Annotated in this window: 26 protein-coding genes; 17 read left to right on the top strand and 9 right to left on the bottom strand. The window is 58.2% G+C overall.

Going from position 1 to position 24,375, the window contains the following annotated elements; genetic code table 11:
• Nucleotides 1-87 precede the first annotated feature (87 nt).
• The 7 genes from ACR3EP_RS16780 (at nucleotide 88) to lpdA (ending at nucleotide 8,227) form a co-directional block, all read left to right on the top strand.
• On the top strand, nucleotides 88-681 hold the full coding sequence (locus ACR3EP_RS16780) for a DUF805 domain-containing protein (RefSeq protein WP_480638719.1): 594 nt from the start codon (nucleotides 88-90) through the stop codon (nucleotides 679-681).
• A complete protein-coding gene (locus ACR3EP_RS16775) occupies nucleotides 678-1,220 on the top strand; it encodes a DUF805 domain-containing protein (RefSeq protein WP_480638718.1) in 543 nt (180 codons plus the stop codon). Before ACR3EP_RS16780 ends, ACR3EP_RS16775 begins: the two co-directional genes overlap by 4 nt.
• Nucleotides 1,221-1,277: 57 nt before the next feature.
• Nucleotides 1,278-1,982, top strand: a complete 705-nt coding sequence (locus ACR3EP_RS16770) for a sulfotransferase family 2 domain-containing protein (RefSeq protein ID WP_480638717.1) — start codon at nucleotides 1,278-1,280, stop codon at nucleotides 1,980-1,982.
• A 38-nt stretch (nucleotides 1,983-2,020) separates the two neighbouring features.
• Entirely contained in the window at nucleotides 2,021-4,978 is a 2,958-nt protein-coding gene (locus ACR3EP_RS16765) for a 2-oxoglutarate dehydrogenase E1 component (RefSeq protein WP_425081683.1), read from the top strand.
• A gap of 3 nt (nucleotides 4,979-4,981) precedes the next feature.
• Nucleotides 4,982-6,493, top strand: a complete 1,512-nt coding sequence (odhB, locus tag ACR3EP_RS16760; protein WP_170412698.1) for a 2-oxoglutarate dehydrogenase complex dihydrolipoyllysine-residue succinyltransferase — start codon at nucleotides 4,982-4,984, stop codon at nucleotides 6,491-6,493.
• 2 nt (nucleotides 6,494-6,495) lie between these two features.
• Nucleotides 6,496-6,765 carry a hypothetical protein gene (locus ACR3EP_RS16755; protein WP_170361376.1) on the top strand — a complete coding sequence of 90 codons (270 nt, stop codon included), beginning with the start codon at nucleotides 6,496-6,498 and terminating at the stop codon, nucleotides 6,763-6,765.
• A 73-nt stretch (nucleotides 6,766-6,838) separates the two neighbouring features.
• Entirely contained in the window at nucleotides 6,839-8,227 is a 1,389-nt protein-coding gene (gene lpdA / locus ACR3EP_RS16750) for a dihydrolipoyl dehydrogenase (protein WP_170361374.1), read from the top strand.
• Nucleotides 8,228-8,375: 148 nt separating this feature from the next.
• Here the strand turns inward: lpdA and ACR3EP_RS16745 are convergent, their stop codons facing one another.
• From ACR3EP_RS16745 to ACR3EP_RS16730, 4 genes are read right to left on the bottom strand one after another with little or no spacing between them, the layout of a single operon-like run.
• The gene (locus ACR3EP_RS16745; RefSeq protein ID WP_170361372.1) at nucleotides 8,376-8,984 is read right to left on the bottom strand and encodes a pyridoxamine 5'-phosphate oxidase family protein; all 609 of its coding nucleotides are present in this window, start codon (nucleotides 8,982-8,984) and stop codon (nucleotides 8,376-8,378) included.
• The gene (locus ACR3EP_RS16740; RefSeq protein WP_170350640.1) at nucleotides 8,971-9,711 is read right to left on the bottom strand and encodes a lysophospholipid acyltransferase family protein; all 741 of its coding nucleotides are present in this window, start codon (nucleotides 9,709-9,711) and stop codon (nucleotides 8,971-8,973) included. The genes ACR3EP_RS16745 and ACR3EP_RS16740 overlap by 14 nt, the downstream gene beginning before the upstream one ends.
• Nucleotides 9,711-10,610, bottom strand: coding sequence for a cell division protein FtsX (locus ACR3EP_RS16735; protein ID WP_170361370.1), 900 nt, complete (start codon nucleotides 10,608-10,610; stop codon nucleotides 9,711-9,713). The genes ACR3EP_RS16740 and ACR3EP_RS16735 overlap by 1 nt, the downstream gene beginning before the upstream one ends.
• Complete coding sequence (locus tag ACR3EP_RS16730; protein WP_170397149.1) at nucleotides 10,607-11,284, bottom strand: cell division ATP-binding protein FtsE; 678 nt, start codon at nucleotides 11,282-11,284, stop codon at nucleotides 10,607-10,609. The genes ACR3EP_RS16735 and ACR3EP_RS16730 overlap by 4 nt, the downstream gene beginning before the upstream one ends.
• Nucleotides 11,285-11,467: 183 nt before the next feature.
• Here ACR3EP_RS16730 and ACR3EP_RS16725 point away from each other — a divergent pair, with 183 nt between their 5' ends.
• The gene (locus ACR3EP_RS16725; RefSeq protein ID WP_480638716.1) at nucleotides 11,468-12,268 is read left to right on the top strand and encodes a zinc-ribbon domain-containing protein; all 801 of its coding nucleotides are present in this window, start codon (nucleotides 11,468-11,470) and stop codon (nucleotides 12,266-12,268) included.
• 18 nt (nucleotides 12,269-12,286) lie between these two features.
• Here ACR3EP_RS16725 and ACR3EP_RS16720 read toward each other — a convergent pair whose 3' ends face one another.
• The 5 genes from ACR3EP_RS16720 to argH all read right to left on the bottom strand — a co-directional run bounded on the left by ACR3EP_RS16720 (nucleotide 12,287) and on the right by argH (nucleotide 18,003).
• Nucleotides 12,287-14,824, bottom strand: a complete 2,538-nt coding sequence (locus tag ACR3EP_RS16720) for a TIGR02302 family protein (protein WP_480638715.1) — start codon at nucleotides 14,822-14,824, stop codon at nucleotides 12,287-12,289.
• Nucleotides 14,825-14,860: 36 nt separating this feature from the next.
• A complete protein-coding gene (gene lysA, locus ACR3EP_RS16715; protein WP_480638714.1) occupies nucleotides 14,861-16,126 on the bottom strand; it encodes a diaminopimelate decarboxylase in 1,266 nt (421 codons plus the stop codon).
• 65 nt (nucleotides 16,127-16,191) lie between these two features.
• Nucleotides 16,192-16,341 carry a hypothetical protein gene (locus ACR3EP_RS16710; RefSeq protein WP_170350645.1) on the bottom strand — a complete coding sequence of 50 codons (150 nt, stop codon included), beginning with the start codon at nucleotides 16,339-16,341 and terminating at the stop codon, nucleotides 16,192-16,194.
• 91 nt (nucleotides 16,342-16,432) lie between these two features.
• Nucleotides 16,433-16,618: an argininosuccinate lyase gene (locus tag ACR3EP_RS16705; protein ID WP_367647942.1), complete on the bottom strand. Its 186-nt coding sequence runs from the start codon at nucleotides 16,616-16,618 to the stop codon at nucleotides 16,433-16,435.
• Nucleotides 16,615-18,003, bottom strand: a complete 1,389-nt coding sequence (argH, locus tag ACR3EP_RS16700) for an argininosuccinate lyase (protein ID WP_480638713.1) — start codon at nucleotides 18,001-18,003, stop codon at nucleotides 16,615-16,617. The genes ACR3EP_RS16705 and argH overlap by 4 nt, the downstream gene beginning before the upstream one ends.
• Nucleotides 18,004-18,024: 21 nt before the next feature.
• Between argH and ACR3EP_RS16695 the strand changes: the two genes are divergently transcribed.
• From ACR3EP_RS16695 to phbB, 9 genes are all read left to right on the top strand, one after another.
• Nucleotides 18,025-18,591, top strand: coding sequence for a TlpA disulfide reductase family protein (locus ACR3EP_RS16695; RefSeq protein WP_170361358.1), 567 nt, complete (start codon nucleotides 18,025-18,027; stop codon nucleotides 18,589-18,591).
• 65 nt (nucleotides 18,592-18,656) lie between these two features.
• Nucleotides 18,657-19,019 carry a hypothetical protein gene (locus ACR3EP_RS16690; protein WP_480638712.1) on the top strand — a complete coding sequence of 121 codons (363 nt, stop codon included), beginning with the start codon at nucleotides 18,657-18,659 and terminating at the stop codon, nucleotides 19,017-19,019.
• Nucleotides 19,020-19,106: 87 nt separating this feature from the next.
• Nucleotides 19,107-19,436, top strand: coding sequence for a hypothetical protein (locus tag ACR3EP_RS16685; protein ID WP_170516731.1), 330 nt, complete (start codon nucleotides 19,107-19,109; stop codon nucleotides 19,434-19,436).
• 60 nt (nucleotides 19,437-19,496) lie between these two features.
• Entirely contained in the window at nucleotides 19,497-19,883 is a 387-nt protein-coding gene (locus tag ACR3EP_RS16680) for a hypothetical protein (RefSeq protein ID WP_170350652.1), read from the top strand.
• Complete coding sequence (locus ACR3EP_RS16675; RefSeq protein ID WP_480638711.1) at nucleotides 19,880-20,851, top strand: sterol desaturase family protein; 972 nt, start codon at nucleotides 19,880-19,882, stop codon at nucleotides 20,849-20,851. The genes ACR3EP_RS16680 and ACR3EP_RS16675 overlap by 4 nt, the downstream gene beginning before the upstream one ends.
• Nucleotides 20,852-20,944: 93 nt before the next feature.
• Nucleotides 20,945-21,133: a hypothetical protein gene (locus ACR3EP_RS16670; protein ID WP_170350656.1), complete on the top strand. Its 189-nt coding sequence runs from the start codon at nucleotides 20,945-20,947 to the stop codon at nucleotides 21,131-21,133.
• Nucleotides 21,134-21,225: 92 nt separating this feature from the next.
• On the top strand, nucleotides 21,226-22,059 hold the full coding sequence (locus ACR3EP_RS16665; RefSeq protein ID WP_170350657.1) for an EAL domain-containing protein: 834 nt from the start codon (nucleotides 21,226-21,228) through the stop codon (nucleotides 22,057-22,059).
• Nucleotides 22,060-22,242: 183 nt separating this feature from the next.
• The gene (locus ACR3EP_RS16660) at nucleotides 22,243-23,418 is read left to right on the top strand and encodes an acetyl-CoA C-acetyltransferase (RefSeq protein WP_170350658.1); all 1,176 of its coding nucleotides are present in this window, start codon (nucleotides 22,243-22,245) and stop codon (nucleotides 23,416-23,418) included.
• Between the two features lie 187 nt (nucleotides 23,419-23,605).
• Nucleotides 23,606-24,328, top strand: coding sequence for an acetoacetyl-CoA reductase (gene phbB / locus ACR3EP_RS16655; RefSeq protein ID WP_170350661.1), 723 nt, complete (start codon nucleotides 23,606-23,608; stop codon nucleotides 24,326-24,328).
• Nucleotides 24,329-24,375 lie beyond the last annotated feature (47 nt).

The raw sequence follows: 24,375 nt of genomic DNA, 5'->3' as shown, positions 1-24,375 counted from the left end.
CATATACTCTGGGAGTAGCACTCAGACTTCAGGGTGGACGGTCAACGTCCGCCCTGCTTGACGTTAAGATGCGTCCAAGGAAATCTAATGACTATCGTTGAAGCCACGCGCACTTGTTTCTCAAAGTACTTTATCTTCTCAGGAAGAGCCTCTCGGCCTGAATTCTGGAAATTTGTTTTATTTTTGCTTTTTGTCGGTTGTGGCGACAGTTGCAAACTCCGTACTTTGGGACCAACAGTCACCCAGAGCTTTCAGGTTTCAGTGAACTCTAACGGTGAGCAGACTCAAGGCCTCGTAACGCATCACTCTTACAACGGTGGATGGATAGGGCTTGTGGTCCAATTGGTCACTGCAATACCGCTTTTTGCTGTGGCTTGGCGCCGAATGCACGACACAGGTCGCGCAGGGTGGTACGTTCTATTACCCATTCCTGCATTTGCTATTTCGTTTTCAATTATTTTCCTGACTTCACAGCCTGTTGCAATTGATCAAATTTCGATTCCGGCAGAGTTCGATATAGAAGAGACAGTGCGTTTGCCGCAAAGTGCCGCACTGCTTCTAGTTGCTTGGCTCATCGCTGTTGCCAGCATGATTTGCGTGATCGTCTGGCTGGCGCGCCAGTCTGAACCAAATCGCAACCGGTTTGATCCACCGATTAGCGACGAAGAGGTTGTGGCATGACCTTCTCTGACGCCATCCGCACCTGTTTCTCCAAGTTCTTCACGTTCTCGGGTCGTGCGTCGCGGCCAGAATACTGGTTCTTTTTCCTTTTCATCGTAATCTGGAACGTCATCGCCGCAATCATCGATGCACAGTTTTTCACGCAGGTTGCTGTGACTGAAACTGAAACATCCAAATCCGTCACTGCCACGTACTCGGAACCGGTGCAAAGCATCGTTAGCCTGATCGTTTTCTTCCCGCATCTAGCGGTCGCATGGAGGCGGATGCATGATACTGGGCGCAGCGGGCTATATGCTCTGCTGCCGATCCTGCTGATCCTCGGGGCCTTTGCGGTTCTGATCTTTGGTATCGGTCTTGCGTCGCATTTTCAGCACGGCGGCAGTCTGGACATCCTGTTCACCCGCGCCACACTGCTGATCGTTGTTCCGACGCTGATCGTTCTGTTTGTGTCTCCTCTTCTGGTGTTGTGGTGGTTGACCCGCCCAAGCCAGCCAGGTGCCAATAAATACGGCCCCAATCCAATTGAGGTGCCCCAGTGAACGGACTTGGTATGCAAAAAAGGTCGCGGCCATCGTCTTCCGGAAAGGACCGCTGAAATGGTTCTGGTGTGCCACAAGCATAAATTCATCTACCTCAAGACTACTAAGACGGCTGGCACGTCGACGGAAAAGGTCCTTCAGCCGCTTTGCGAAAAGCCGGGTCTGGGGGAACTGGAAAACGGCAAGGTCAGGATCTCAAAATATGGGATCGTGGGGGCCAGAGGGCCGGGACGACCGGAACCCTATCCGGATTGGCAATTCTGGCGCAAGCACAGACACCCATGGCGCAACCACATGCCCGCCTGGAAAATCAAAGAGAACCTTGGCGCAGAGACATTTGATGCCTACACCAAGATCGCGAATGTCCGCGATCCCTTTGACAGGACGGTATCTCAGTTTCACTTCATGAAGTACCAGAGGAACCTGCCTTCGGAAGATCCAAAAACGGAATTCGAGCAGTTCAAGTCATTCGTCTTGTCGGAACCGTGGTCCATAGATTGGGATATTGTCTCGATCGACAACATGATGATTGTGGATCGCTTTATTCGAAAAGAACATTTGGTTGCCGATCTGGACAGTCTTTTCGCTGATTTCGGCCTGCCGGAAAACAGCTTTAATCTAGGGCACGACAAATCAATGAAAGAACGACGAAAGGGAATACCTGTACCAGATTACTATGACTCGGAAACGATAGATATCGTCCGACGTAAGATGGCTTGGGTATTCAACAATCTGGGTTACCCGGACAACCCGCAACACTGAGACCAAAACGAAACCGCCAGCCCATTCGAGGTTCGCACATGACCGAACACACACCCAATTCCGCGTTTCACGCCTCAAGCTTCATGCAGGGGCACAATGCCGAGTACCTGGAGCAGCTCTATGCCCAGTACACCAAGAATCCCGGTGCGGTGGATGCCGCCTGGGCCGAGTTCTTCAAGGCCATGGGCGACGCCACGCCGGACGTTCAGAAAGAGGCCGAGGGGCCATCCTGGGCGCGCACCGACTGGCCGCCAATGCCGGCCGACGACCTGACCAGCGCACTGACCGGCGAATGGGCGGAAATCGACGCCAAGGCAGCGGGCCAAAAGATCAAGGACAAGGCCGCGGACAAGGGCGTTGCGGTCAGCGAGGATCAGATCAAGCGCGCGGTGCTGGACAGCCTGCGGGCGCTGATGCTGATCCGGGCCTATCGTATCCGGGGTCACCTGGCCGCCAATCTGGACCCGTTGGGCATGCGCGCCGCCAGCACGCATCCCGAACTGGACCCCAAGACCTATGGCTTCACCGAGGCCGACATGGACCGGCCGATCTTTATCGACAACGTGCTTGGCCTGCAGATGGCAAGCATGCGCCAGATCGTTGAGATCGTGAAACGCACCTATTGCGGCACTTTTGCGCTGCAATACATGCATATCTCTGATCCCGAACAGGCCGCGTGGCTGAAGGAACGGATCGAAGGCTATGGCAAGGAAATCGCCTTCACCAAGGAGGGCCGCAAGGCGATCCTGAACAAGATGGTCGAGGCCGAAGGTTTCGAGAAATTCCTGCACGTCAAATACATGGGTACCAAGCGCTTTGGTCTGGACGGCGGCGAGGCCCTGATCCCGGCGATGGAGCAGATCATCAAACGCGGTGGCGCGCTAGGCGTTCGGGACATAGTGATCGGCATGCCGCACCGGGGCCGTCTGAACATTCTGGCCAACGTGATGCGCAAGCCCTATCGCGCGATCTTCAACGAATTCCAGGGGGGCAGCTTCAAGCCCGAAGACGTGGATGGTTCGGGCGACGTGAAATATCACCTCGGCGCCTCCAGCGACCGTGAGTTTGATGGCAACTCAGTCCACCTGTCACTGACCGCGAACCCCTCGCACCTTGAGGCGGTGAACCCGGTGGTGCTGGGCAAGGTCCGCGCCAAGCAAGACCAGTTGAAAGACGATGACCGCACGACTGTGATGGGCATCCTGCTGCATGGCGACGCGGCGTTTGCCGGTCAGGGCGTTGTGGCCGAAGGCTTTGGCCTGTCGGGTCTGCGCGGGCATAAGACCGGCGGCACCATGCACATCGTGGTCAATAACCAAATCGGTTTCACCACCGCTCCGCACTTCTCACGCTCCAGCCCATATCCCACGGATATCGCGCTGATGGTCGAAGCACCAATCTTCCACGTGAACGGTGACGACCCCGAGGCCGTCGTGCACGCCGCCAAGGTCGCAACCGAGTTCCGCCAGAAGTTCCACAAAGACGTCGTGATCGACATCTTCTGCTATCGCCGGTTTGGCCACAATGAGGGCGACGAGCCCATGTTCACCAATCCGATCATGTATAAGAAGATCAAAACCCATAAGACCACGCTGTCGCTGTACACCGAGCGCTTGGTCAAGGACGGCCTGATCCCCGAGGGTGAGATCGAGGATATGAAGGCCGCCTTTCAGGCCCATCTGAACGATGAGTTCGACGCGGGCAAAGACTATAAACCGAACAAGGCAGACTGGCTGGACGGGCGTTGGTCGCATCTAGACAAGAACAAAGAAGAATATGTCCGCGGCGAAACCGCGATCACGCCGGACACTCTGGTCGAGATCGGCAAGGCCCTGACGCATGCACCCGCCGACGTTGCCCTGCACAAGACCGTCGGGCGGTTGCTGGATCACAAGAAGAACATGTTCGACAGCGGCAAGGGCTTTGACTGGGCCACGGGCGAGGCGTTGGCCTTTGGCTCGTTGCTGACCGAAGGGTTCCCGGTGCGCCTGTCCGGTCAGGACGCAACACGCGGCACCTTTAGTCAACGTCACTCGGGCTTTGTGCATCAGGAAAGCGAAGAGCGGTACTACCCGCTGAACAACATCCGAGCAGGCCAGTCGAAATACGAAGTGATCGACTCGATGCTCAGCGAATACGCTGTACTGGGTTTCGAATACGGGTTTTCATTGGCCGAACCGAACGCACTAACCCTGTGGGAAGCGCAGTTCGGAGACTTTGCCAACGGTGCGCAGATCATGTTCGATCAGTTCATCAGCTCGGGCGAAAGCAAATGGCTGCGCATGTCCGGTCTGGTCTGCCTGCTGCCGCACGGGTTTGAAGGGCAAGGGCCCGAACACTCATCCGCACGGCTTGAGCGGTTCCTGCAGATGTGCGGCCAGGATAACTGGATCGTGGCGAATTGTACGACGCCTGCGAACTACTTCCACATCCTGCGCCGTCAGCTGCACCGCACCTTCCGCAAACCGCTGATCCTGGTGACGCCTAAATCGCTGCTGCGCCACAAGCTGGCGGTCAGCACTGCCGACGAATTCACCACAGGCTCAAGCTTCCATCGGGTGCTGTGGGATGATGCACAACACGGCAATTCGGACACCAAGCTGGTCAAGGATGACAAGATCAAGCGGGTCGTGATGTGTTCGGGCAAGGTCTACTATGACCTGCTGGAAGAACGCGACGCCCGCGGGATCGACGACGTCTATCTGATGCGGATCGAGCAGTTCTACCCCTTCCCCGCCCACTCGCTGATCAATGAGCTTGAGCGTTTCAAAGGGGCCGAGATGGTTTGGTGTCAGGAAGAACCCAAGAACCAGGGCGCCTGGACCTTTATCGAACCCAATATCGAATGGGTGCTGACCCGCATCGGCGCCAAACACACAAGGCCGATTTATGTCGGCCGCGCAACCTCGGCTTCGCCCGCGACGGGTCTGGCCAGCCAACACAAAGCTCAACAAGAGGCGCTTGTGAACGAAGCGCTGAGCCTCGAAGGAAAGTAAACGATGACCATTGAAGTTCGTGTACCTACGCTAGGCGAATCCGTCACCGAAGCTACGGTTGCCACCTGGTTCAAGAAACCTGGTGACGCTGTGGCCGTGGATGAGATGCTCTGTGAGCTTGAAACCGACAAGGTAACGGTCGAGGTTCCAGCCCCCGCTGCCGGTGTGATGGGCGAAATCGTCGCCGCCGAAGGTGAAACCGTAGGCGTTGACGCATTGCTGGCCACCATCACCGCAGGCGAAGGTGCTGCTCCGGCACCCGCCGCTGCCCCGGCCCCTGCTGCCGCGCCTGCAGCGGCCGCTGGTGGTGGCAGCGTCGATGTGATGGTGCCCACTTTGGGTGAATCCGTGACCGAGGCTACCGTTTCGACCTGGTTCAAACAGGTTGGCGATGCCGTGGCGCAAGACGAAATGCTGTGCGAATTGGAAACCGATAAGGTCTCGGTTGAGGTTCCGGCACCGGGTGCTGGTGTTCTTGCGGAAATCGTAGCGCCCGAAGGCACCACCGTGGACGCCTCGGCCAAGCTGGCCGTGATCTCGGGCGCTGGAACTGGTGCCGCCCCGGCCGCAGCCCCAGCCGCCGCAGCAGCGCCTGCGGCAGCCGCTGCAGGAAAAGACGTGGCCAATGCACCCTCGGCTGAGAAAGCAATGGCTGAGGCTGGTTTGTCCGCCGATCAGGTTACAGGTACTGGCCGCGATGGCCGCATCATGAAAGAGGACGTGGCCCGCGCCGCATCGGCCCCCGCAGCCGCTGCTGCGGCCCCTGCCCCAGCGCCTGCACCTGCACCGCGCGCACCGGTCGCAGCAAGTGATGCCGCGCGCGAGGAACGGGTCAAGATGACCCGCCTGCGCCAGACCATCGCCAAGCGTCTGAAAGACAGTCAGAACACCGCCGCCATGCTGACCACTTATAACGAGGTGGACATGACCGAGGTGATGGCCCTGCGTAACCAGTACAAAGACCAGTTCGAAAAGAAGCACGGCGTGCGTCTGGGCTTTATGTCTTTCTTCACCAAGGCCTGCTGCCACGCGCTGAAAGAAGTGCCCGAGGTGAATGCGGAAATCGACGGCACCGACATCGTTTACAAGAACTTTGTCCATATGGGCGTTGCCGCCGGAACACCGACCGGTCTTGTGGTTCCGGTTATCCGCGACGCGGATTCGATGTCCTTTGCCCAGATCGAAAAAGCCATCGCCGAAAAAGGCAAGCGCGCCCGTGATGGCAAGCTGTCAATGGAGGAGATGCAGGGCGGCACCTTCACCATCTCGAATGGCGGTGTCTATGGTTCGCTGATGTCCTCGCCAATCCTGAACCCGCCGCAATCGGGTATCCTGGGCATGCACAAGATTCAGGACCGTCCGATGGCGATCAACGGTCAGGTTGTGATCCGTCCGATGATGTACCTTGCTCTGTCCTATGACCACCGGATCGTTGACGGCAAAGGCGCCGTGACCTTCCTTGTTCGTGTAAAAGAGGCGCTGGAAGATCCGCGCCGCCTGCTGATGGATCTGTAATTATGGCAACGCATGTATTGTGGCAGGCCGATGTGGCCGATTTCGATGCCTGGCTGAAAGTGTTTCGTGAGGATACGCCAATGCGCAAGGCTGCGGGTATCCGCGACTTGCACGTCTGGCGTGACCCGGATCAGGCCGACCATGCCATTGCCATGTTCGAGGTTACGAACCTGGACAAGGCCCGCGCCTTTTTCGGATCTGAGGAATTGGCGATGCACCATGAACGGGGCGGCATCGCCCATATCACGATCAAGCTGCTGGAACCGGTTTGAAGTAAGCACAGCATGATCCAACCACTTTGGATCATGCGGCCACCGGCCAATCCGGTCGACTTAGGAGAGTAAAATGGCAAATTATGATGTCATCGTAATCGGCGCCGGCCCCGGCGGCTATGTCTGCGCCATCCGTTGCGCCCAGCTGGGCCTGAAGACTGCTGTTGTTGAAGGGCGTGAAACCCTGGGCGGCACCTGCCTGAACGTCGGCTGCATCCCGTCCAAGGCTCTGTTGCATGCCAGCCATCAGCTGCATGAGGCCGAGCACAACTTTGCCAAGATGGGTCTGAAGGGCAAAAGCCCGTCGGTCGACTGGAAACAGATGCAGGCCTACAAGGAAGAAACCATCGAAGGGAACACCAAGGGCATCGAGTTCCTGTTCAAAAAGAACAAGATCGACTGGCTGAAGGGCTGGGGGTCGATCCCTGCTGCCGGTCAGGTCAAGGTGGGCGATGAGGTTCACACGGCCAAGAACATCATCATTGCCTCGGGGTCTGAACCGTCCTCGCTGCCTGGTGTAGACGTTGACGAAAAGGTTGTCGTGACCTCGACTGGTGCGCTGTCACTTGGCAAGATTCCCAAGAAGATGGTCGTGATTGGTGCCGGTGTGATCGGGTTGGAACTTGGCTCGGTTTATCAGCGATTGGGGGCCGAAGTGACGGTGATTGAGTTCCTCAAGGAAATCACACCGGGCATGGACCCCGAGGTTCAGAAGACTTTCCAGCGCATTCTCAAGAAACAGGGCTTGAAGTTTGTGATGGGCGCAGCGGTGCAAAAGACCGAAGCGACCAAAACCAAGGCCAAGGTCACCTATAAACTTCTGAAAGACGACAGCGAGCATGTGATCGACGCGGATACCGTGTTGGTCGCCACCGGGCGCAAGCCGTTCTCTGACGGGTTGGGACTGGAGGCTCTGGGGGTCGAAATGACACCGCGCGGTCAGATCAAAGTTGGCAGCGACTGGCAGACAAACGTACCGGGAGTCTACGCCATCGGCGACGTGACCGAAGGCCCGATGCTGGCCCACAAGGCCGAGGATGAGGGCATGGCCGCTGCTGAACAGGTCGCGGGCAAGCATGGCCACGTGAACTATGGCGTCATTCCCGGCGTGATCTACACTTGGCCCGAAGTGGCCAATGTGGGTGAAACCGAAGAGACGCTGAAAGCACAGGGCCGCAACTACAAAGTCGGCAAGTTCATGTTCATGGGCAACGGGCGCGCCAAGGCGAACTTTGCCGCCGATGGCTTTGTGAAGATTCTGGCCGACCAGGACACGGACCGCATTCTGGGCTGTCACATCATCGGCCCGGCAGCGGGTGATCTGATCCACGAGGTCTGCGTGGCGATGGAATTCGGTGCGTCAGCCGAGGATCTGGCCCTGACCTGTCACGCCCACCCGACCTATTCGGAAGCGGTGCGCGAAGCTGCACTGGCTTGTGGTGACGGTCCGATCCACTCGTAGGACAACACTGACTCAACCGGAGTTAGCGAGGCTCTGCCTCGCGCTCCGAGATATTTTTGGCAAGATGAAAAGACGGATTCCTCGTTCATCTGGCCATTAAATACCTCGGGGGAGTTGCGTCTTGCCGCAGCAGGGGCAGAGCCCCCATTTACCACATCGTTTTTGCAGCGCGTGCGCCCCATTCTGAATCGTAGCGTTCACCGCCCTCCTCACCCTGACTTGCCTCGGCCAAAATCTCACCAATACTGGGCAACTCGGCGGAATTGTCACCCGAGGTCCAAATTTCAGCGCGCATCAAGGCACGGGCGCATTGCGTGTAGATCTCGGTGATTTCGATAACGATGACCGTGGCTGGCTGTTTGCCGTGTTTCTCAAACCGGGCGCGCAGGTCTGCATCCGCAGTCAGTCGGGCCGTTCCATTTACACGCACCACGTTGTTGGAGCCCGATACCATAAACATCAAGGCCACACGCGGATCACGCACAATATTGCGCAGTGAATCCAATCGATTATTGCCGCGCCAGTCCGGAAGGGCCAGCGTATTTGGATTAAGCTCTAACACCGCCGGGCCATCATCTCCGCGGGGGCTGCCATCCACACCTTCGGGACCCACGGTACTGAGGATACAAAGCCGCGAGCTCATGATCCATTTGCGATAAAGTGGTGTCAGGCTGTGTACCACTTTTCGAAAAGAGGCCGCGCCGGGCGGTCTGTTGTAGATCTCTTCGAGCGATTTGATGTCCTTAATGAACTCCATCCGGATCAAACCCCACTTCTTTCATCAATGCATTGGATCGCGTCTCAATCACGTCTTCCAATCGACCAAGAAACGAATTGCGCGCAACCCCCGGCTCGATCGGATCAAGAAAGTCCACAATCGCCAAACCCGGTTTGCGCAGAACACCTGTGCGCGGCCAGAAAACTCCGGCATTTGTCGCCACCGGGACACAGGGAAATCCCAACCCCTCATACAGAACCGCTGTGCCCACTTTGTAAGGTTTCTGCACCCCTGGCGCAACGCGTGTGCCCTGCGGGTAGATCACCAATTGACCGGGCTCAGTGAATTCTTTGGCGACGTCTTTGACCATCTTGGCAACGGCCGCGCCTTTTTTACCGCGATCGACTGGGATACAGCCGAGACGCCGCGCATACATGCCAATGACAGGGGTCCACAGCAGCTCTTTCTTCATTATGAATTTGCCGTGGGGGATGGCGTCGAAAATTATGATGATGTCGAGAAAGGACTGGTGCTTGGCGCCAATCACCACCTCGTCCACCGGCACTGTGCCGCGTACTTCGGATCGAATGCCAACCATCCAGCGCGCCAGCCACAGGGTTGTGCGGGCATAGGTCTTACACGCCCGCAACGCACCACGCTTGTTGAACAGGGCAAAGGGGGCAAACACGATGCCCAGGATCAGCATCCAGACATAGATCACGATCATGAAGATCAAAGAGCGTACCCATTGAAACGCTGTGGCCATCACGAAAGCTCCTTCAATTTGCGGCTGGCGGCGGTCCACGTGGCCAGGAAGGCAACAGTTGCGCCCAATACAGGGATCAGTGCAGGCAGCAACCAGCCTGCCCCCTGAAAGCCCAGACCGGTCAAAAACCCGCCCTCGTCCGAGGCTTCGGGCAGCAAAAGCACCCCGGTCATACCCAGCAATACCCCGACAACCGCGCCAAAGAATGCCCGGTAGGTAAAGCGCCGGACAAAGGCGCGGGCGATAAAGCGATCCCTGGCACCAACCAGACGCAGCACCTCAATGATCTGCGCGTTGGCCGCAAGCGAGGCATTAGCCGCAAGCGTAATCATGGCTGCGGTCGCGCCACCGATCAGCAGGATCGAGACCCAACCGAGCCGGCGCAGTGACATGGCCGCATCGACCAGAGGTTCGCGCCAGCGGGTGTGGTCGTCCAGCACAGCGCCCGGTACCTCGGCCCCCAACCGCAACCGCAGTCCGGTTGCATCCAGACCCGGATCGCCTTCGATGATCTCGATCAGTTGCGGAACGGGCAATGTGTCCAGCGGCAGGTCAGAACCAAACCATGGCGACAACAGCGCGGCCTGCTCCTCGGTCGTCAGCGCCCGGGCCGATGCGACGCCGGGGGTTTGGGCCAGCACGGTCAACGCAGCCTCGGTCTGGGCGGCCAGCTGGTCGGCGGGGGCATTGATCCGCAAGGTGGCCGCCCCGGCCAGTTCGGTTGCCCAACGGTCGGCCAATCGCCCGGACGCCAGCGACAGGGCCAGCGCAAACACGGTCAGAAAAGCCATCGCGCCCGATACGAACAAGGTCAAATGTGCGGTGTAACCGGTGGGGGGCACCACCCGATCGGCGCGCGCATCCCGTTTCAGCAAGTTTCGGATCATCCCCTTGCTCATAGGTCTGCCCCCGCAAGTTGGACCTGCCGTTGCGAAATACGCAGCACGCGTGCCTGCACCTGGCTTTTGGCGGCTCGGATCAGGCTTAGATCATGGGTGGCGATCAGCACGGTTTTGCCCATCTTGTTCAGCTCGACCAACAGGCGCAGCAAGCGTTGCGACATCTCCCAGTCCACATTGCCAGTGGGCTCATCTGCCAGAACAACATCGGGCGACAGGATCACCGCCCGGGCCAGCGCGGCGCGCTGACGTTCACCACCCGACAGTTCGGGCGGAAGCGCGCCCAGCCGGGTGCCAAGACCCACCCAGTTCAGCAATTCAGTCAGATCATCCCGCAATGCAGATTCCGAACGCCCCGACACCATCAGCGGCAGCGAGACATTTTCGACCACCGTCATATGATCCAGAAACCGGCAATCCTGATGCACAACGCCAACCCGGCGGCGCAGCAGGGCCATCTGATCGCGATCCAACTGGGCCACGTCCTGTTCAAACGCGCTCAACCGTCCGGACGTGGGCAGCAATGCGCCGTAGCACAGTTTAAGCAAAGTGGTCTTGCCCGCGCCCGAAGGGCCGGTCAAAAAGTGGAACGAACCCGGCTGCAGTCGCAGGGACACGTTGCTCAGCAATTCACCTCCACCATAGGTGTAGCTGACATTTTCCAGCTCGATCACAGGGGCCCCCGTTCTAATTGCTGCTCTTCTTGCCCGAGCGTGGTTGTGGTTTCAATGCCTGCACCGGGGCGAATTGGTGACATTTATGCTGCCAAACCGAAAACACCCTTTGCGGTCAGGTCTTAACGGAATAACATCCCTAAAAAAACTATTATCAGGTCGAGGTCCCGACCAGGAGGCAGCATGCGTCTTACGTGTCCGAATTGCGGTGCCCAATATGAGGTGCCAGACGAAGTCATCCCGGAAGAGGGCCGCGACGTTCAGTGTTCAAATTGCGAGAACACCTGGTTCCAGGCCAAATACCCGGACCAACCCGCGCCCGCAGCGGTCACGCCCATTTCAGAAGAGCCTGCAGCCGAGGAAGCCGCGACAGACCCGACCCCCACACCGGTGGATGAAGCGTTTGCCGCGGAACCGCAGGCTGAGCCTAGATCTGAACCTGCGCCGGAACCCGAAGCAACACCCGCACCAGAACCTGAAGCAGCCCCCGAGCCGGAAAAACCCGAAACAACCGGAAATATCGACCCCGCTGTTGCCGGCATCCTGCAAGAGGAAGCCGCCCGAGAGGCTGAGCTGCGTGCCCAGGAAGGCGGCAGCATAGAAACTCAGCCCGATTTGGCACTGGACACTCCTCCGGAACCTGACCCCGAACACGCCATCAAGGAACTGACGGCCACGGAAACCGCAGAAGACGCGGGCCAGAAAGATGACCTGCCCGATGTCGAGGCGATCAATTCCAGCTTGCGCAGCGACGACATCATGGGCGCAGAAGACGAGCCCGCGCCGCGTAAATCTGGCGGATTTGTGCGCGGATTTGCATTGATCCTGATTGTTGGCATCATTCTGTTGCTGGTCTATGGCAACGCCCAAAAAATCAGCGAAGCTGTGCCGCAGGCCGAACCGATCCTGACCCCATATGTGTCGCTGGTGGATCAGGCGCGTCTGTGGCTCGAAGCACAGACTTCGGGGACAGCACAGAACTGACCTGATTGAAAGACGGACCTAGAACCGCTCTAACAGCCGCTTGAGGTATTCCAACTCGATCTGAGGACGATCCGTTTCGCCGGTGCGGCGACGGATTTCGTCCAGCAATTCGCGGGCGCGACGATAGACATCCTCGCCCTGCAACAGGCTGTCGTCAGTTGAGATCGAGCCATTCGAACCCGGGTTGCGGCCCAGCGGATCACGGCTGTTGGCCTGCATATCACCTTCTTGCGATCCCTGACCCGGTTGGTTCTGCTGGTTCTGGGCCAAGGCTTCACCCAGTGACCGCATGCCTTCGCGCAGGGCTTCCATCGCCTCGGACTGGTTGTCGATTGCATCAGCCAGATCATCATTGCGCAGCGCGTTTTCGGCCTCGTCCATAGCCCGCCCTGCGCGGCCCAGCGCATCGCGCGCGGCATCGCCCTCTGGCGTGCCCGCACCGGGTAGATTCTGTTGCTGGCGACCCAATTCGTCGCGCAAAGCCTGTTGGCGATCAGCCAGCGATCCTGGCCCTTGCTGGCCGTCGCCCTGTTGATCCGAGCCGCGACCACCCTGACCTTCGTGGCTTTGTCCCCGACCCTGACCGCCATTGCGGCCTTCGTTGCCCTGGCTTTCACCAGCCTGCGCGCCGGGGTTGAACTGTTCCTGCAGATCGCGGAAAGCCTGATCGCTGAGGCCTTGCTGTTCGCGCAGGGTTTCGGCCAACCCTTCCATCGCCTGCTGGCCTTCGGATTGCTGGCCCTGCCCCTGGCCCTGAGTGACGCGCATGTTTTCCATCATCCGCTGGAACTCTTCCAGCGCCTGCTGAGCCTCAGCCATGCGGCCCTGTTCCATCAGTTCCTGAATACGGTCCATCATCCGCTGCAGATCGTCCTGCGTCATCTGCAGGGATTCGCCATTTTCGCCTTGTTGGTTTTCGTCAAACTCACCGTTTTCCTGTGCCAGACGCTGCAGTTGGCGCATGTAATCCTGCGTTGCCTCGCGCAGCTCTTGCATCAGCTCAGCGATTTCCTCATCGGTGGCGCCGTTCTTCATCGCCTCTGTCAGGCGTTCCTGTGCCCGGCGCATCCGTTCCAGCGCATCGGCCAGCGTTCCGTCTTCGATGATGATCGCCAGATCCCATAGGGCCTGGGCGATCTCTTCCTGTTGTTCCAGTGTCAGCCCGTAGTCATCGAACATTTCCAAACGCCGCAGGGTCACACGAAGACGCAGATACGCGGTGTCGGATCGAAAGAACCCTTCGGGCAGATGCGAGACCGCGCGCAAAATCTGAGACACCCGGGTCGCGTTATCCCTGGCCCACAGCAAATCACGCCGCTGTTCGATCACTGCAGCGGCCAGCGGATCAAAGAAACGTCGCGCAGGCAATGTAGTCTGATACGGATTAGAGTGGCCTTCCTGATCGGCCGCATCCCGTGCCATCAATGTAATCTTGACCGGCAAATGCGCCCAAGGGTGCTGCGAGAAATCCTCGATCAGGTCTTCGGTAAAATCGATCCGGTCGCCGGTAATCGGCATCGGAAGTTCCACGGTGATCACTTCGCGCGGTTCGGGTACAGCGGCCAGACCATAGCTCCGGCTGACCTCAGCCAGATCCAGCGCGATCACGGCTGATCCAGAGACCACGCCATAATCGTCCACAGCAGTGAACGGCAGTTTCATGCGTCCGCCAGCCTCGGTCTCGGCCTCGTCGGCGATCGCAATCTTCGGCGACGTATCAGCAATGATGTTTACGGCCCAGTTCCGCCCTGCCGGACCATCAATCGTCAACTGGCCTGAACGGGTGGCAAGAAAATCCTGTTCCACCTCAGATGCGTCTTCGGCACCCAGGGGCGATGTTGTCTCGGTCAAGCTATGGTCGCCGACTTCGCCATAAAAACGTAGGGTGATGCGGCTACCTTGCGGAACAGATAGTGTCGGGTCTGATTGATCCGCCAAGTAAAGCGTCGGCAAGCCGGTATAGCGTGGCGGCTCCACCCAGCCTTCCCAGCTGGGCCCCTGCCCAGCCGTGGCCGCGCCCGGCGTCATCTCGGCCACTGAACCAATGCGCCAGAACGATCCGAACAAAACTGCAATCACCAGCGCCAGCAAGGCAGAGTAACGCAACGCATAAGGATCGCGATCAGCCAGCCGCAAATCTGGTTTGACCGGTTCAGCCTGCGCCGCCCGTTGCGCCATACGCGTCTGGTGCGCCTGCCACAGCGCGACTGAATCGGCATCCATCGCCCCAATGGCCTGATCGTCCATAAGCGCCTGAATCGGACGCCCCGGCAGTGACGCATCCACCCGCATCAGCGCTTCGGCCCGTCTGGGCAGATGGAATCGCCTGATACCCCAAACCAGCGCCACCAGCAGGCCAATCACTGCGACAACACCCACTGCCCAGACCACCTCGACCCGGACGTGATCCTGCAACCCCAGCATCAACGCAGCCAGAATCGCCATGAAAATCGAGAAAAATGGCCAGAATGAACGCAAAACCTGCTCGGCCAGCATCCCTGCGTGCGTCAGCCACAGGGAAAGTCTTGGAATCGGCAGGTTATGTCTTGCGTTCAAGGCAGGCCTCCTGAGCGGGCCCGCACGGTCATCGTGTCAAAGCCACTCAGGTATGGTATCGCGGTTTATGATTTCGTCAAAGCTTGGCCGTTCACGAATAACTGCAAATTGATCCCCATGTACCAGAACCTCAGGGATCAGGGGGCGCGTGTTATATTCGCTGGCCATCACCGCCCCATAGGCTCCGGCGCTGCGAAAGGCCACCAGATCACCCGGCGCCAGCGGTGGCATGTTGCGTTGTTTGGCGAAGGTATCACCGGTCTCACAGACCGGACCGACAATATCATAGGGCTGTTGTTCAACGCCCGGCGCCGGTTCCTGCACGGCAACGATATCGTGATGCGCCTCGTACATGGCGGGGCGGATCAGGTCGTTCATGGCCCCGTCGAGGATCAGAAAATCGCGCCCCTCACCGGATTTCACATAAATCACCTTGCTGATCATCAAACCGGCATTGCCCGCGATCAGACGACCAGGTTCGATCTCGATCTCGCAATCCAGATGGCCCAGCGTTTTCTTGATCAACGCACCGTATTCTACGGGCAGCGGTGGTGCGTCATTGGCACGGGTATAGGGAATGCCCAAACCTCCGCCCAGATCGAGACGGCGGATATTGTGACCTTCGGCACGCAGCTGCTCAGTCAACTCTGCGACTTTGGTATAGGCCAGCTCGAACGGCTCCAGCTCGGTCAGTTGCGAGCCGATATGGACGTCGATGCCAATCACCTCAAGCCCGGGCAGGGACGCGGCGTGGGCATAGACCTCTGACGCGCGGGCGATGGGAATACCGAACTTGTTCTCGGACTTTCCTGTAGCGATCTTGGCGTGGGTCTTGGCGTCCACGTCCGGGTTCACCCGCACGGTGATCGGGGCGACCACGCCCAAATCCAGAGCAACGGCGTTGATCACTTCCATTTCCGGCTCGGATTCGACGTTGAACTGGCGGATACCGCCGGTCAGCGCGGTGCGAATCTCATCAGCGGTTTTGCCGACGCCCGAGAACACGATCTTGTCGCCGGGAACGCCCGCCGCCTTGGCGCGCAGGTATTCCCCGCCGGAAACCACATCCATCCCCGCCCCCGCCTGTGCCAGCGTTTTCAGAATCGCCTGATTGCTGGCGGCTTTCATCGCGTAGCAGACAAGATGCTCGGTCCCTTCCAGCGCGTCATCGAACAGCTGGAAATGGCGCAGTAAAGTCGCGGTGGAATAGACGTAAAACGGGGTCCCGACCGCGGCAGCGATTTCGGAGATTGGGACATCCTCGGCGTAAAGCGCGCCGTCGCGGTAGAGAAAGTGATCCATGACAGCGCGCTTAGACCAAAACCGCCCGGTGGATCAATGGATTCCGCACATCCGGCGGTATTCGGTCAGTTGGTGACAGAAACGCCAACCCGACCATAGCCCGAAATCGAAACACCAGAGCTGCCGGAATTCGCCTCGGGTTCGGGGCGGGAGTTGTGCGAAGGCTCGCAGGCCGCAAGTACGGCAATAGTCAGGATCAGGCCGAAAATCTTCATGATGTCATCTTAGCTCAGGAAATTCGGCACCAGGCCGATCATACGTGCGAACATGGGCGCCGCGTGGGCAAAATGCAATTACCTCAGAGGATTAAACCCCAAGAAAAACACCCAATCCACCGCGCCGAAAGCCAACACCACCACCAACATAAGTGCCGCTGCTTCCGACGCCTACATTGGCGCTCATCGTGGGTTGGATCGGCTCGCCATCTGCGCCACAGGCGACCAGGGCAAACCCAGCCGCAATCAGCAGGACAACACGGAGAATTTGCATCATACCAACGCCTTCCATCGCTTGATCTGGGCCCGCACCTGATCCGGTGCGGTGCCGCCATAAGACTGGCGCGAGTTTACCGAATTTTGGACGGTAAGGACAGAATAGACGTCATCGGTGATATCTGCGTGAACCGATTGCATGTCCTCCAACGTCAGGTCAGGCAGGTCACAGCCCTTGTTTTCGGCCATGGCCACCAGTGATCCCGTCACGTGATGGGCATCGCGGAACGGCAGACCCAGCACCCGCACCAGCCAGTCGGCCAGATCGGTTGCGGTCGAGAAACCCGACCCCGCAGCGGCGGCGAGGCTGTCGCGGTTGCCGGTCATATCCTTGACCATGCCTTCCATCGCCGCCAGCGCCAGCATCCAGTTGTCAGCAGCGTCAAAGACCTGTTCCTTGTCTTCCTGCATGTCCTTGGAATAGGCCAGTGGCAGGCCCTTCATCACCATCATCAGCGCGGTATTCGCACCGTAGATGCGGCCCACTTTGGCGCGGATCAATTCAGCGGCATCGGGGTTCTTCTTCTGCGGCATGATCGACGACCCGGTGGAAAAGCGATCCGACAAGGTGACAAAGCGGAACTGGGCCGAGGACCAGATCACCAGTTCCTCGGCAAAGCGCGACAGGTGCACGGCACAGATCGAGGCCGCCGAGAGGAATTCCAGCGCGAAATCGCGGTCACTGACGGCGTCCAGAGAGTTGGCCGCGGGCCGGTCAAAGCCCAGCGCCTCGGCCGTCATGTGGCGGTCGATGGGGAAAGACGTGCCCGCCAGCGCCGCAGCCCCAAGGGGGGATTCGTTCATCCGCGCGCGCGCATCGCGGACGCGGGACAGATCGCGCCCGAACATCTCGACATAGGCCATCATGTGATGGCCCCATGTCACCGGCTGTGCGGTTTGCAGATGGGTAAAGCCGGGCATGACCCAATCGGCCCCGGCCTCGGCCTGCGCCAAAAGCGCGCGGATCAGGGCCAGAATACCAGTTTCCGCCGCATCCAACTGATCACGGACCCAGAGTTTGAAATCGGTCGCCACCTGATCATTGCGCGACCGTCCTGTGTGCAAACGGCCTGCGGGCTCTCCGATCACCTCTTTCAGACGCGCCTCGACATTCATGTGGATGTCTTCCAGCGCGGTCGAGAACTGAAACGCGCCGTTCTGAATTTCTGACAAAACGGTGAGCAGCCCTTCCCGAATTGCCTGCGCATCACTATCAGTAATAACGCCTGTGGCGGCCAACATGGCGGCATGGGCGCGCGAGCCTGCAATGTCCTGGGCTGCCATCCGCTGATCGAACCCGATCGAGGCGTTGATCGCCTCCATGATCGCGTCTGGTCCAGCGGCAAAGCGGCCGCCCCACATCTGGTTCGAGGATTGTTCGGTCATGTTGGAAAACCCGGAGTTGATATGCGCCTATTTCGTCTGATCCCCCTTTATATGGCCCTCGCGCTGGGTGCAAACGCCGCTTTGGCGACAGATGCCGAAACGCTTGGCCCGCTGCGTGATGGAACACTGAAACGCCTGATCCTGCACAAAGAACCCAAGCCCGCAAAAACAATCGAGTTTCAGCTGGAAGATGAGGGCGGAGTTGGAACGCTTGAGGACTATGCCGGCAAGTATGTTCTGGTAAACTTCTGGGCCACGTGGTGTGCGCCTTGCCGCAAAGAGATGCCGCAGATTGCCGAGCTGCAAGAAGAGTTCGGCGGTGACAAGTTTGAGGTTCTTACACTTGCCACCGGGCGCAACTCACCCGCCGGGATCAAGAAGTTCTTCGAGGAAAACGGCATTAATAACCTGCCGCGCCATCAAGACCCCGGTTCAGCCGCCGCGCGCGAGTTTGGCGTTGTTGCGTTGCCAATCACCGTTATTCTGGATCCTGAGGGTCAGGAAATTGCCCGGTTAATCGGCGATGCGGAATGGAATTCAGAAAGTGCCAAGGCGATTATCGCAACGCTTGTCGGCGCTGAAAGCTAAGTAAACACACACGAAAAACGACGAATCATGCTATTCTCTCAGCTTTAATCGTTGGGGGAATAGCTATGAAATCAATTGCCATCCTGATCGCGGCGGTCAGTGTTCTTTGTATTGCAGCGACGACAGCAGACGCCAAAGACATTAAAAAGCAACAACAATTCATGGACACAATCGTTGGCAAGAAGCTCGTAAGCGGAGGGTCCTGGCTTGTCGTCGCGGCAGACGGAACGATTCAGGGAGAAACCGCCAAAAAAGACAAAATCAAAGGGGCTTGGGTCTGGAACAAAAGGTATTTTTGCCGAAATGTTTTTATTGGAACCAACCAACTTCCCGAAGATTGCCAGAAAGTTACAATCGACGGCAATCAGGTAACCTTCACACGCGATAAAGGAAAAGGTGAGGCTGTGCCTATGACCATTTCCAACTAGGCAGAAACACAGAATTCATCTGTGCTAGAATAGAACCGGTCCCTCGGGGCCGGTTTTTCTGTTGGTTACCAGTGAAAGGAGGCGACAATGAAACCAGTGGTTCTGTTGATCGGTCGCTTGCCGAATGTCATCGGCGACGTGGCGCGGCGTCTGGATCACATGCCTATCCAATGGCTGGGCGCGCATGATCAGGATGAGGTCCGGCGGCAATTGGATGCCGAACCCCGGATCGTCTGTGCGGTCATGGGCGCGGGCTTGGATGACAAGATCCGCGGCGAGATGGTCGGCATCATCGCAGCACGCAGGCCAGACATCTGCATACACCTGAAAGACAGGGCCTCGGGGCCTGATGGGCTGGTGCCCTTTGTCGAACGCGTGGTGCAGCACGAAGTCCTGGACACGCTCGAAGCTGGCTGACGCAACGCTACCTTTGACAGCGTCATTGCCGCTCTGCAATCTGTCGGGCGGGAGGAAAGAATGCCGCTTGAAATACTTCTGGTTCTGGTGGTCGGAGGCATCGTCGGCATCACCGTTCTGCTGCACCTGTCAGGGCGGTCACGCGTGCGCGAACTGACCCCCCAGACCGCGCGTTCGGAATGGCTGCGCCATGCGCCGGACGACGTAATTATTGATATAACAATCGCACATGACAAGCGGTCCGCCCTGATCCGTACCGAGACGGGAAACGGGCTGTTGTGGTCCTTTGGTGCCGATACGGTGGCGCGCCACCTTCTGGATTTCGACTGGATCGATCACCCCGAGGGGTTCGAAATTCAATTTCATGACTTCGGCACGCCCAAAGCCCTGATCCGCCTTGACGATTTCGAACGCCCCCACTGGCAAAACCTGATGGACCCCGCATGACCGACCAAGTGAGCTTTCCCGACGCCGTGCAATGGGCGGTGCCGTTCTTCATCGCCGCCATTCTGGCCGAGTTCCTGTGGATCGCTTTCAAAGGCAGGGGCGGACGGTATGAGACGCGCGATGCCGTCACCTCGCTGATCATGGGGGCGGGAAATATCGCCTCGGGGTTGCTGCTTGGGTTCATCGCATATGGCTTTTTCATTTGGCTGTGGCAGATCACGCCGCTGAACCTGGGCACCTCGATTCCGGTGATCATCCTGTGCTTTGTGCTGGATGATTTACGCTATTACTGGGTGCATCGGTTCGGTCACCGCATCCGCTGGGTCTGGGCCAGTCACGTGAACCACCACAGTTCTCAACACTACAATCTGACCACGGCGCTGCGGCAAACATGGACCTATACGTTTACCTTCATGATGGTGGTACGTGCGCCGCTGATCCTGCTGGGCTTCCACCCGGCGATGGTGCTGTTCTGCGGCGGTTTGAACCTGATCTATCAGTTCTGGATTCATACCGAGGCGATTGGGAAAATGCCTCGCTGGTTCGAGGCGGTGATGAACACCCCTAGCCACCACCGCGCCCATCATGGACGGAACGCGCGTTATCTGGATTGCAACTATGCCGGGGTTTTCATCATCTGGGACAAACTGTTTGGCACGTTTGTGCCCGAACAAAAGGACGACCGCGTCGATTACGGGCTGGTCCACAATATCGGCACGTTCAACCCGCTGCGCGTGGCCTTTCACGAATGGGTCAGTATCTGGCGCGACGCAACCCAGCCGGGGCTGACGTTGCGCGAACGTCTGGCCTATTGCTTTGCTCCACCGGGTTACAGCCATGATGGCAGCCGCGAAAGCTCGGAACAGATCAAAGCCCGGCATCTGGCGCGCCATCCCGAAGATCACGGAACGCCCGGTTTTGAACAACTTGAGGCCCAGACGCCCAATACACAGGCAAAACAGGCTTAAATCCGCCTGTTCGACTCTCTGCTTTCTTGAAAACGGGATTTCACATTCCATATTCAGCGGATGTGACCCGTAGCCAGTAACCCGGAGGCCGCCATGACCCGTTTGATGACAGTATCGACCACACTTGGTTTGATCGGTCTGGCTTTGGCCATGTTGACGGCACTGACGGGTGGCCCCTCAACCATCGTTGCATTGGGCTTTGTCATGCTTGCACTGGGCTTCATGGGAGCCGTGGTCGGCGCCGCCGCTGTACTTGGGCGGGTTTGGGAATCCGCGCGCTGACACCTGGCAAATTCGCCCCTCTTAACCGCAGATTCATACCTTTGCCTTGAAATAAGGCCCTGACCGGTGACGTTAAGGGGCTTGGCAAGGACATGCGGGACAGGAAACAGGCAGATGCGCCCGAGGGTGCCGAAAGCCCGCTGAACGCGGCCGTCGCATCCCGTGACGAATCCTCGGTTCAGATGGCGACCGAGGCGGTAAAGCACAAACAATGCAAACTGGCCTTTCAGCCGGTCATGCAGGCGCATCAACCATTCGGTGTAGCGTTCTACGAAGGGTTCATTCGGGTGCTGGACGAAACCGGGCGGGTTATTCCTGCACGGGATTTCATGCCGCAATTGGAAAACACCCCGATCGGGCGGGATCTGGATTGTGTCGCATTGGAAATGGGGTTGAGGACACTGATCAATAACCCCGAAATCCGCCTGTCCATCAACATGTCCGCACGTTCGATCGGCTATGCGCGGTATTCTCGGGTGTTAGATCGGTTTCTCAAGAAAGACGCCAATTTGGGCGAACGGTTGATCCTGGAAATTTCGGAAAGTTCGGCCATGACTGTACCCGAGTTGGTGATCGATTTCATGGACCGGCTGCAACCGCGCGGCGTTGCGTTTGCGCTGGACGATTTCGGTGCCAGCAATTTCAGTTTCCGCCACTTTCGCGAGTTTTTGTTTGATGCCGCCAAGATCGACGGTCAGTTCGTCCGCGGAGTTTCCGAAAACCCGGACAATCAAGCGTTGGTCCGGGCACTGGTCGCTGTGGCCCGGGAATTTGAAATTCTAGTAACCGCCGAATCGGTCGAAACCAGGGGCGATGCCGAATTCCTTGTGGCCAATGGCGTGGATTGCTTGCAGGGATTTTTGTTCGGCGCACCCACTGTGTCGGGCCCTTGGAAAGACAAAAAACTCAAGAAAACCGGTAGTTAAAGATTTAGAATCCATTTCCAATTTACCTGAGACAAGCTGACCGTTGCTGCAATTGCAGCGTTACGCTATTCCATGGGCAGTTGGAGCGGGGGATCATGAGGCGCTCTGGATCTTAGAGGCCGGACCTCTGCGATCTGCGTCATCACGGTTCCCACTGGACCTTGATGGTAAAGGATTGTCTATATGACTAACGTAGTAATCGCATCTGCAGCCCGTACCGGTGTCGGCAGTTTTGGCGGCTCGTTTGCAAACACACCCGCACATGACCTTGGCACTGCCGTACTCGAAGCAGTTGTAGAACGTGCCGGAGTTGACAAGGGAGAAGTCAGCGAAACCATCATGGGTCAGGTACTGACGGCTGCACAGGGCCAGAACCCGGCGCGTCAGGCCCATATCAATGCCGGTCTGCCGCAAGAAAGCGCGGCTTGGGGCATCAACCAGGTGTGTGGCTCGGGTCTGCGCGCGGTTGCGTTGGGCGCACAGCACATCCAGCTGGGCGATGCCGAAATCGTGGCCGCCGGTGGTCAGGAAAACATGACCCTTTCGCCCCATGCCGCCGCGCTGCGCGCCGGTCACAAGATGGGCGACATGAAATATATCGACACGATGATCCGCGATGGTCTGTGGGATGCCTTCAACGGCTATCACATGGGCCAAACCGCTGAAAACGTTGCTGAAAAATGGCAGATCAGCCGTGACATGCAGGACGAATTCGCCGTTGCCTCGCAGAACAAGGCCGAAGCGGCGCAAAAGGCTGGTAAATTCGCCGACGAAATCACGCCCTTCACCATCAAGACCCGCAAGGGCGACATCGTGATGGACAAGGATGAATACATCCGCCACGGCGCAACCATGGAAGCCATGGGCAAGCTGCGCCCGGCCTTCACCAAGGATGGCTCGGTCACCGCAGCCAATGCCTCGGGCCTGAATGACGGTGCCGCCGCAACCCTGCTGATGTCAGCCGAAAACGCCGAAAAACGCGGGATCGAGCCTCTGGCCCGGATCGCCTCTTATGCCACGGCGGGTCTGGACCCGGCGATCATGGGCGTTGGTCCGATCTATGCCTCGCGCAAAGCGTTGGAAAAAGCGGGTTGGTCGGTTGACGATCTGGATCTGGTTGAAGCCAACGAAGCCTTTGCTGCGCAGGCTTGTGCCGTGAACAAGGACATGGGTTGGGACCCATCCATCGTGAACGTCAATGGTGGCGCAATCGCCATCGGCCACCCGATCGGCGCATCGGGCTGCCGCGTTCTGAACACCCTGCTGTTCGAAATGAAGCGCCGCGACGCGAAAAAGGGTCTGGCGACCCTTTGCATCGGCGGCGGCATGGGTGTCGCCCTGTGTGTGGAGCGCGACTAAGTGCTTTGACAACTAAATGAAAAAGGGCGTCTACTGGGCGCCCTTTTTTGTTACATTCCGGCCCTATCCCTTAGATGCGACAATATCGCCGAACAGAAAGATCAAAACGAAGACGAAACGATATTGCGCAGCAATCTCTCTCAGAGTAACAGAATTACCAAGTCAGACTTAATTGGAGGATTCCTCAATGGCACGTACAGCACTCGTCACCGGCGGTTCCCGCGGCATCGGCGCATCAATTTCCAAGGCGCTCAAGGCCGAAGGCTACAATGTTGCAGCCACCTATGCCGGCAATGACGAAGCCGCCGCAAAATTCACCGAGGAAACCGGCATCGCCACCTACAAGTGGAACGTGGCCGACTATGACGAATCGAAAGCGGGCATCGAAAAGGTCGAAGCCGAAGTTGGCCCGATCGACATCGTGGTCGCCAATGCAGGCATCACCCGCGATGCCCCGTTCCACAAAATGACCCCTGAGCAGTGGCATCAGGTGATCGACACCAACCTGACCGGCGTTTTCAACACCGTCCACCCGGTATGGTCCGGCATGCGCGAGCGCAAGTTTGGCCGTGTGATCGTCATCAGCTCGATCAATGGTCAGAAAGGCCAGTTCGCGCAGGTGAACTATGCCGCGACCAAAGCGGGTGATCTCGGTATTGTGAAATCCCTCGCGCAAGAAGGGGCCCGTGCTGGTATCACCGCGAACGCCATCTGCCCCGGCTACATCGCAACCGAGATGGTGATGGCGGTTCCCGAGAAGGTTCGTGAATCCATCATCGGTCAAATCCCGGCTGGTCGACTGGGCGAGCCCGAGGAAATCGCGCGCTGCGTGGCATTTCTGGCGTCGGACGATTCTCAGTTCATCAATGGCTCGACAATTTCGGCCAACGGTGCGCAATTCTTCGTCTGATCTGCAGACCCACGAATAATTCAGGCCGGTCCTTTTGGATCGGCCTT

It is taken from the genome of Ruegeria sp. BB10, from assembly GCF_056535725.1.
Note: the sequence above shows the minus strand (reverse complement) of the source record. Positions and strands in the feature narration are given on the sequence as shown.

Coding starts and splice junctions, on each gene's coding strand:
- ACR3EP_RS16780 (WP_480638719.1), top strand. CDS start 88: ATGACTATCGTTGAAGCCACGCGCACTTGTTTCTCAAAGTACTTTATC.
- ACR3EP_RS16775 (WP_480638718.1), top strand. CDS start 678: ATGACCTTCTCTGACGCCATCCGCACCTGTTTCTCCAAGTTCTTCACG.
- ACR3EP_RS16770 (WP_480638717.1), top strand. CDS start 1,278: ATGGTTCTGGTGTGCCACAAGCATAAATTCATCTACCTCAAGACTACT.
- ACR3EP_RS16765 (WP_425081683.1), top strand. CDS start 2,021: ATGACCGAACACACACCCAATTCCGCGTTTCACGCCTCAAGCTTCATG.
- odhB (WP_170412698.1), top strand. CDS start 4,982: ATGACCATTGAAGTTCGTGTACCTACGCTAGGCGAATCCGTCACCGAA.
- ACR3EP_RS16755 (WP_170361376.1), top strand. CDS start 6,496: ATGGCAACGCATGTATTGTGGCAGGCCGATGTGGCCGATTTCGATGCC.
- lpdA (WP_170361374.1), top strand. CDS start 6,839: ATGGCAAATTATGATGTCATCGTAATCGGCGCCGGCCCCGGCGGCTAT.
- ACR3EP_RS16745 (WP_170361372.1), bottom strand. CDS start 8,984: ATGGAGTTCATTAAGGACATCAAATCGCTCGAAGAGATCTACAACAGA.
- ACR3EP_RS16740 (WP_170350640.1), bottom strand. CDS start 9,711: ATGGCCACAGCGTTTCAATGGGTACGCTCTTTGATCTTCATGATCGTG.
- ACR3EP_RS16735 (WP_170361370.1), bottom strand. CDS start 10,610: ATGAGCAAGGGGATGATCCGAAACTTGCTGAAACGGGATGCGCGCGCC.
- ACR3EP_RS16725 (WP_480638716.1), top strand. CDS start 11,468: ATGCGTCTTACGTGTCCGAATTGCGGTGCCCAATATGAGGTGCCAGAC.
- lysA (WP_480638714.1), bottom strand. CDS start 16,126: ATGGATCACTTTCTCTACCGCGACGGCGCGCTTTACGCCGAGGATGTC.
- ACR3EP_RS16710 (WP_170350645.1), bottom strand. CDS start 16,341: ATGAAGATTTTCGGCCTGATCCTGACTATTGCCGTACTTGCGGCCTGC.
- ACR3EP_RS16705 (WP_367647942.1), bottom strand. CDS start 16,618: ATGATGCAAATTCTCCGTGTTGTCCTGCTGATTGCGGCTGGGTTTGCC.
- argH (WP_480638713.1), bottom strand. CDS start 18,003: ATGACCGAACAATCCTCGAACCAGATGTGGGGCGGCCGCTTTGCCGCT.
- ACR3EP_RS16695 (WP_170361358.1), top strand. CDS start 18,025: ATGCGCCTATTTCGTCTGATCCCCCTTTATATGGCCCTCGCGCTGGGT.
- ACR3EP_RS16690 (WP_480638712.1), top strand. CDS start 18,657: ATGAAATCAATTGCCATCCTGATCGCGGCGGTCAGTGTTCTTTGTATT.
- ACR3EP_RS16685 (WP_170516731.1), top strand. CDS start 19,107: ATGAAACCAGTGGTTCTGTTGATCGGTCGCTTGCCGAATGTCATCGGC.
- ACR3EP_RS16680 (WP_170350652.1), top strand. CDS start 19,497: ATGCCGCTTGAAATACTTCTGGTTCTGGTGGTCGGAGGCATCGTCGGC.
- ACR3EP_RS16675 (WP_480638711.1), top strand. CDS start 19,880: ATGACCGACCAAGTGAGCTTTCCCGACGCCGTGCAATGGGCGGTGCCG.
- ACR3EP_RS16670 (WP_170350656.1), top strand. CDS start 20,945: ATGACCCGTTTGATGACAGTATCGACCACACTTGGTTTGATCGGTCTG.
- ACR3EP_RS16665 (WP_170350657.1), top strand. CDS start 21,226: ATGCGGGACAGGAAACAGGCAGATGCGCCCGAGGGTGCCGAAAGCCCG.
- ACR3EP_RS16660 (WP_170350658.1), top strand. CDS start 22,243: ATGACTAACGTAGTAATCGCATCTGCAGCCCGTACCGGTGTCGGCAGT.
- phbB (WP_170350661.1), top strand. CDS start 23,606: ATGGCACGTACAGCACTCGTCACCGGCGGTTCCCGCGGCATCGGCGCA.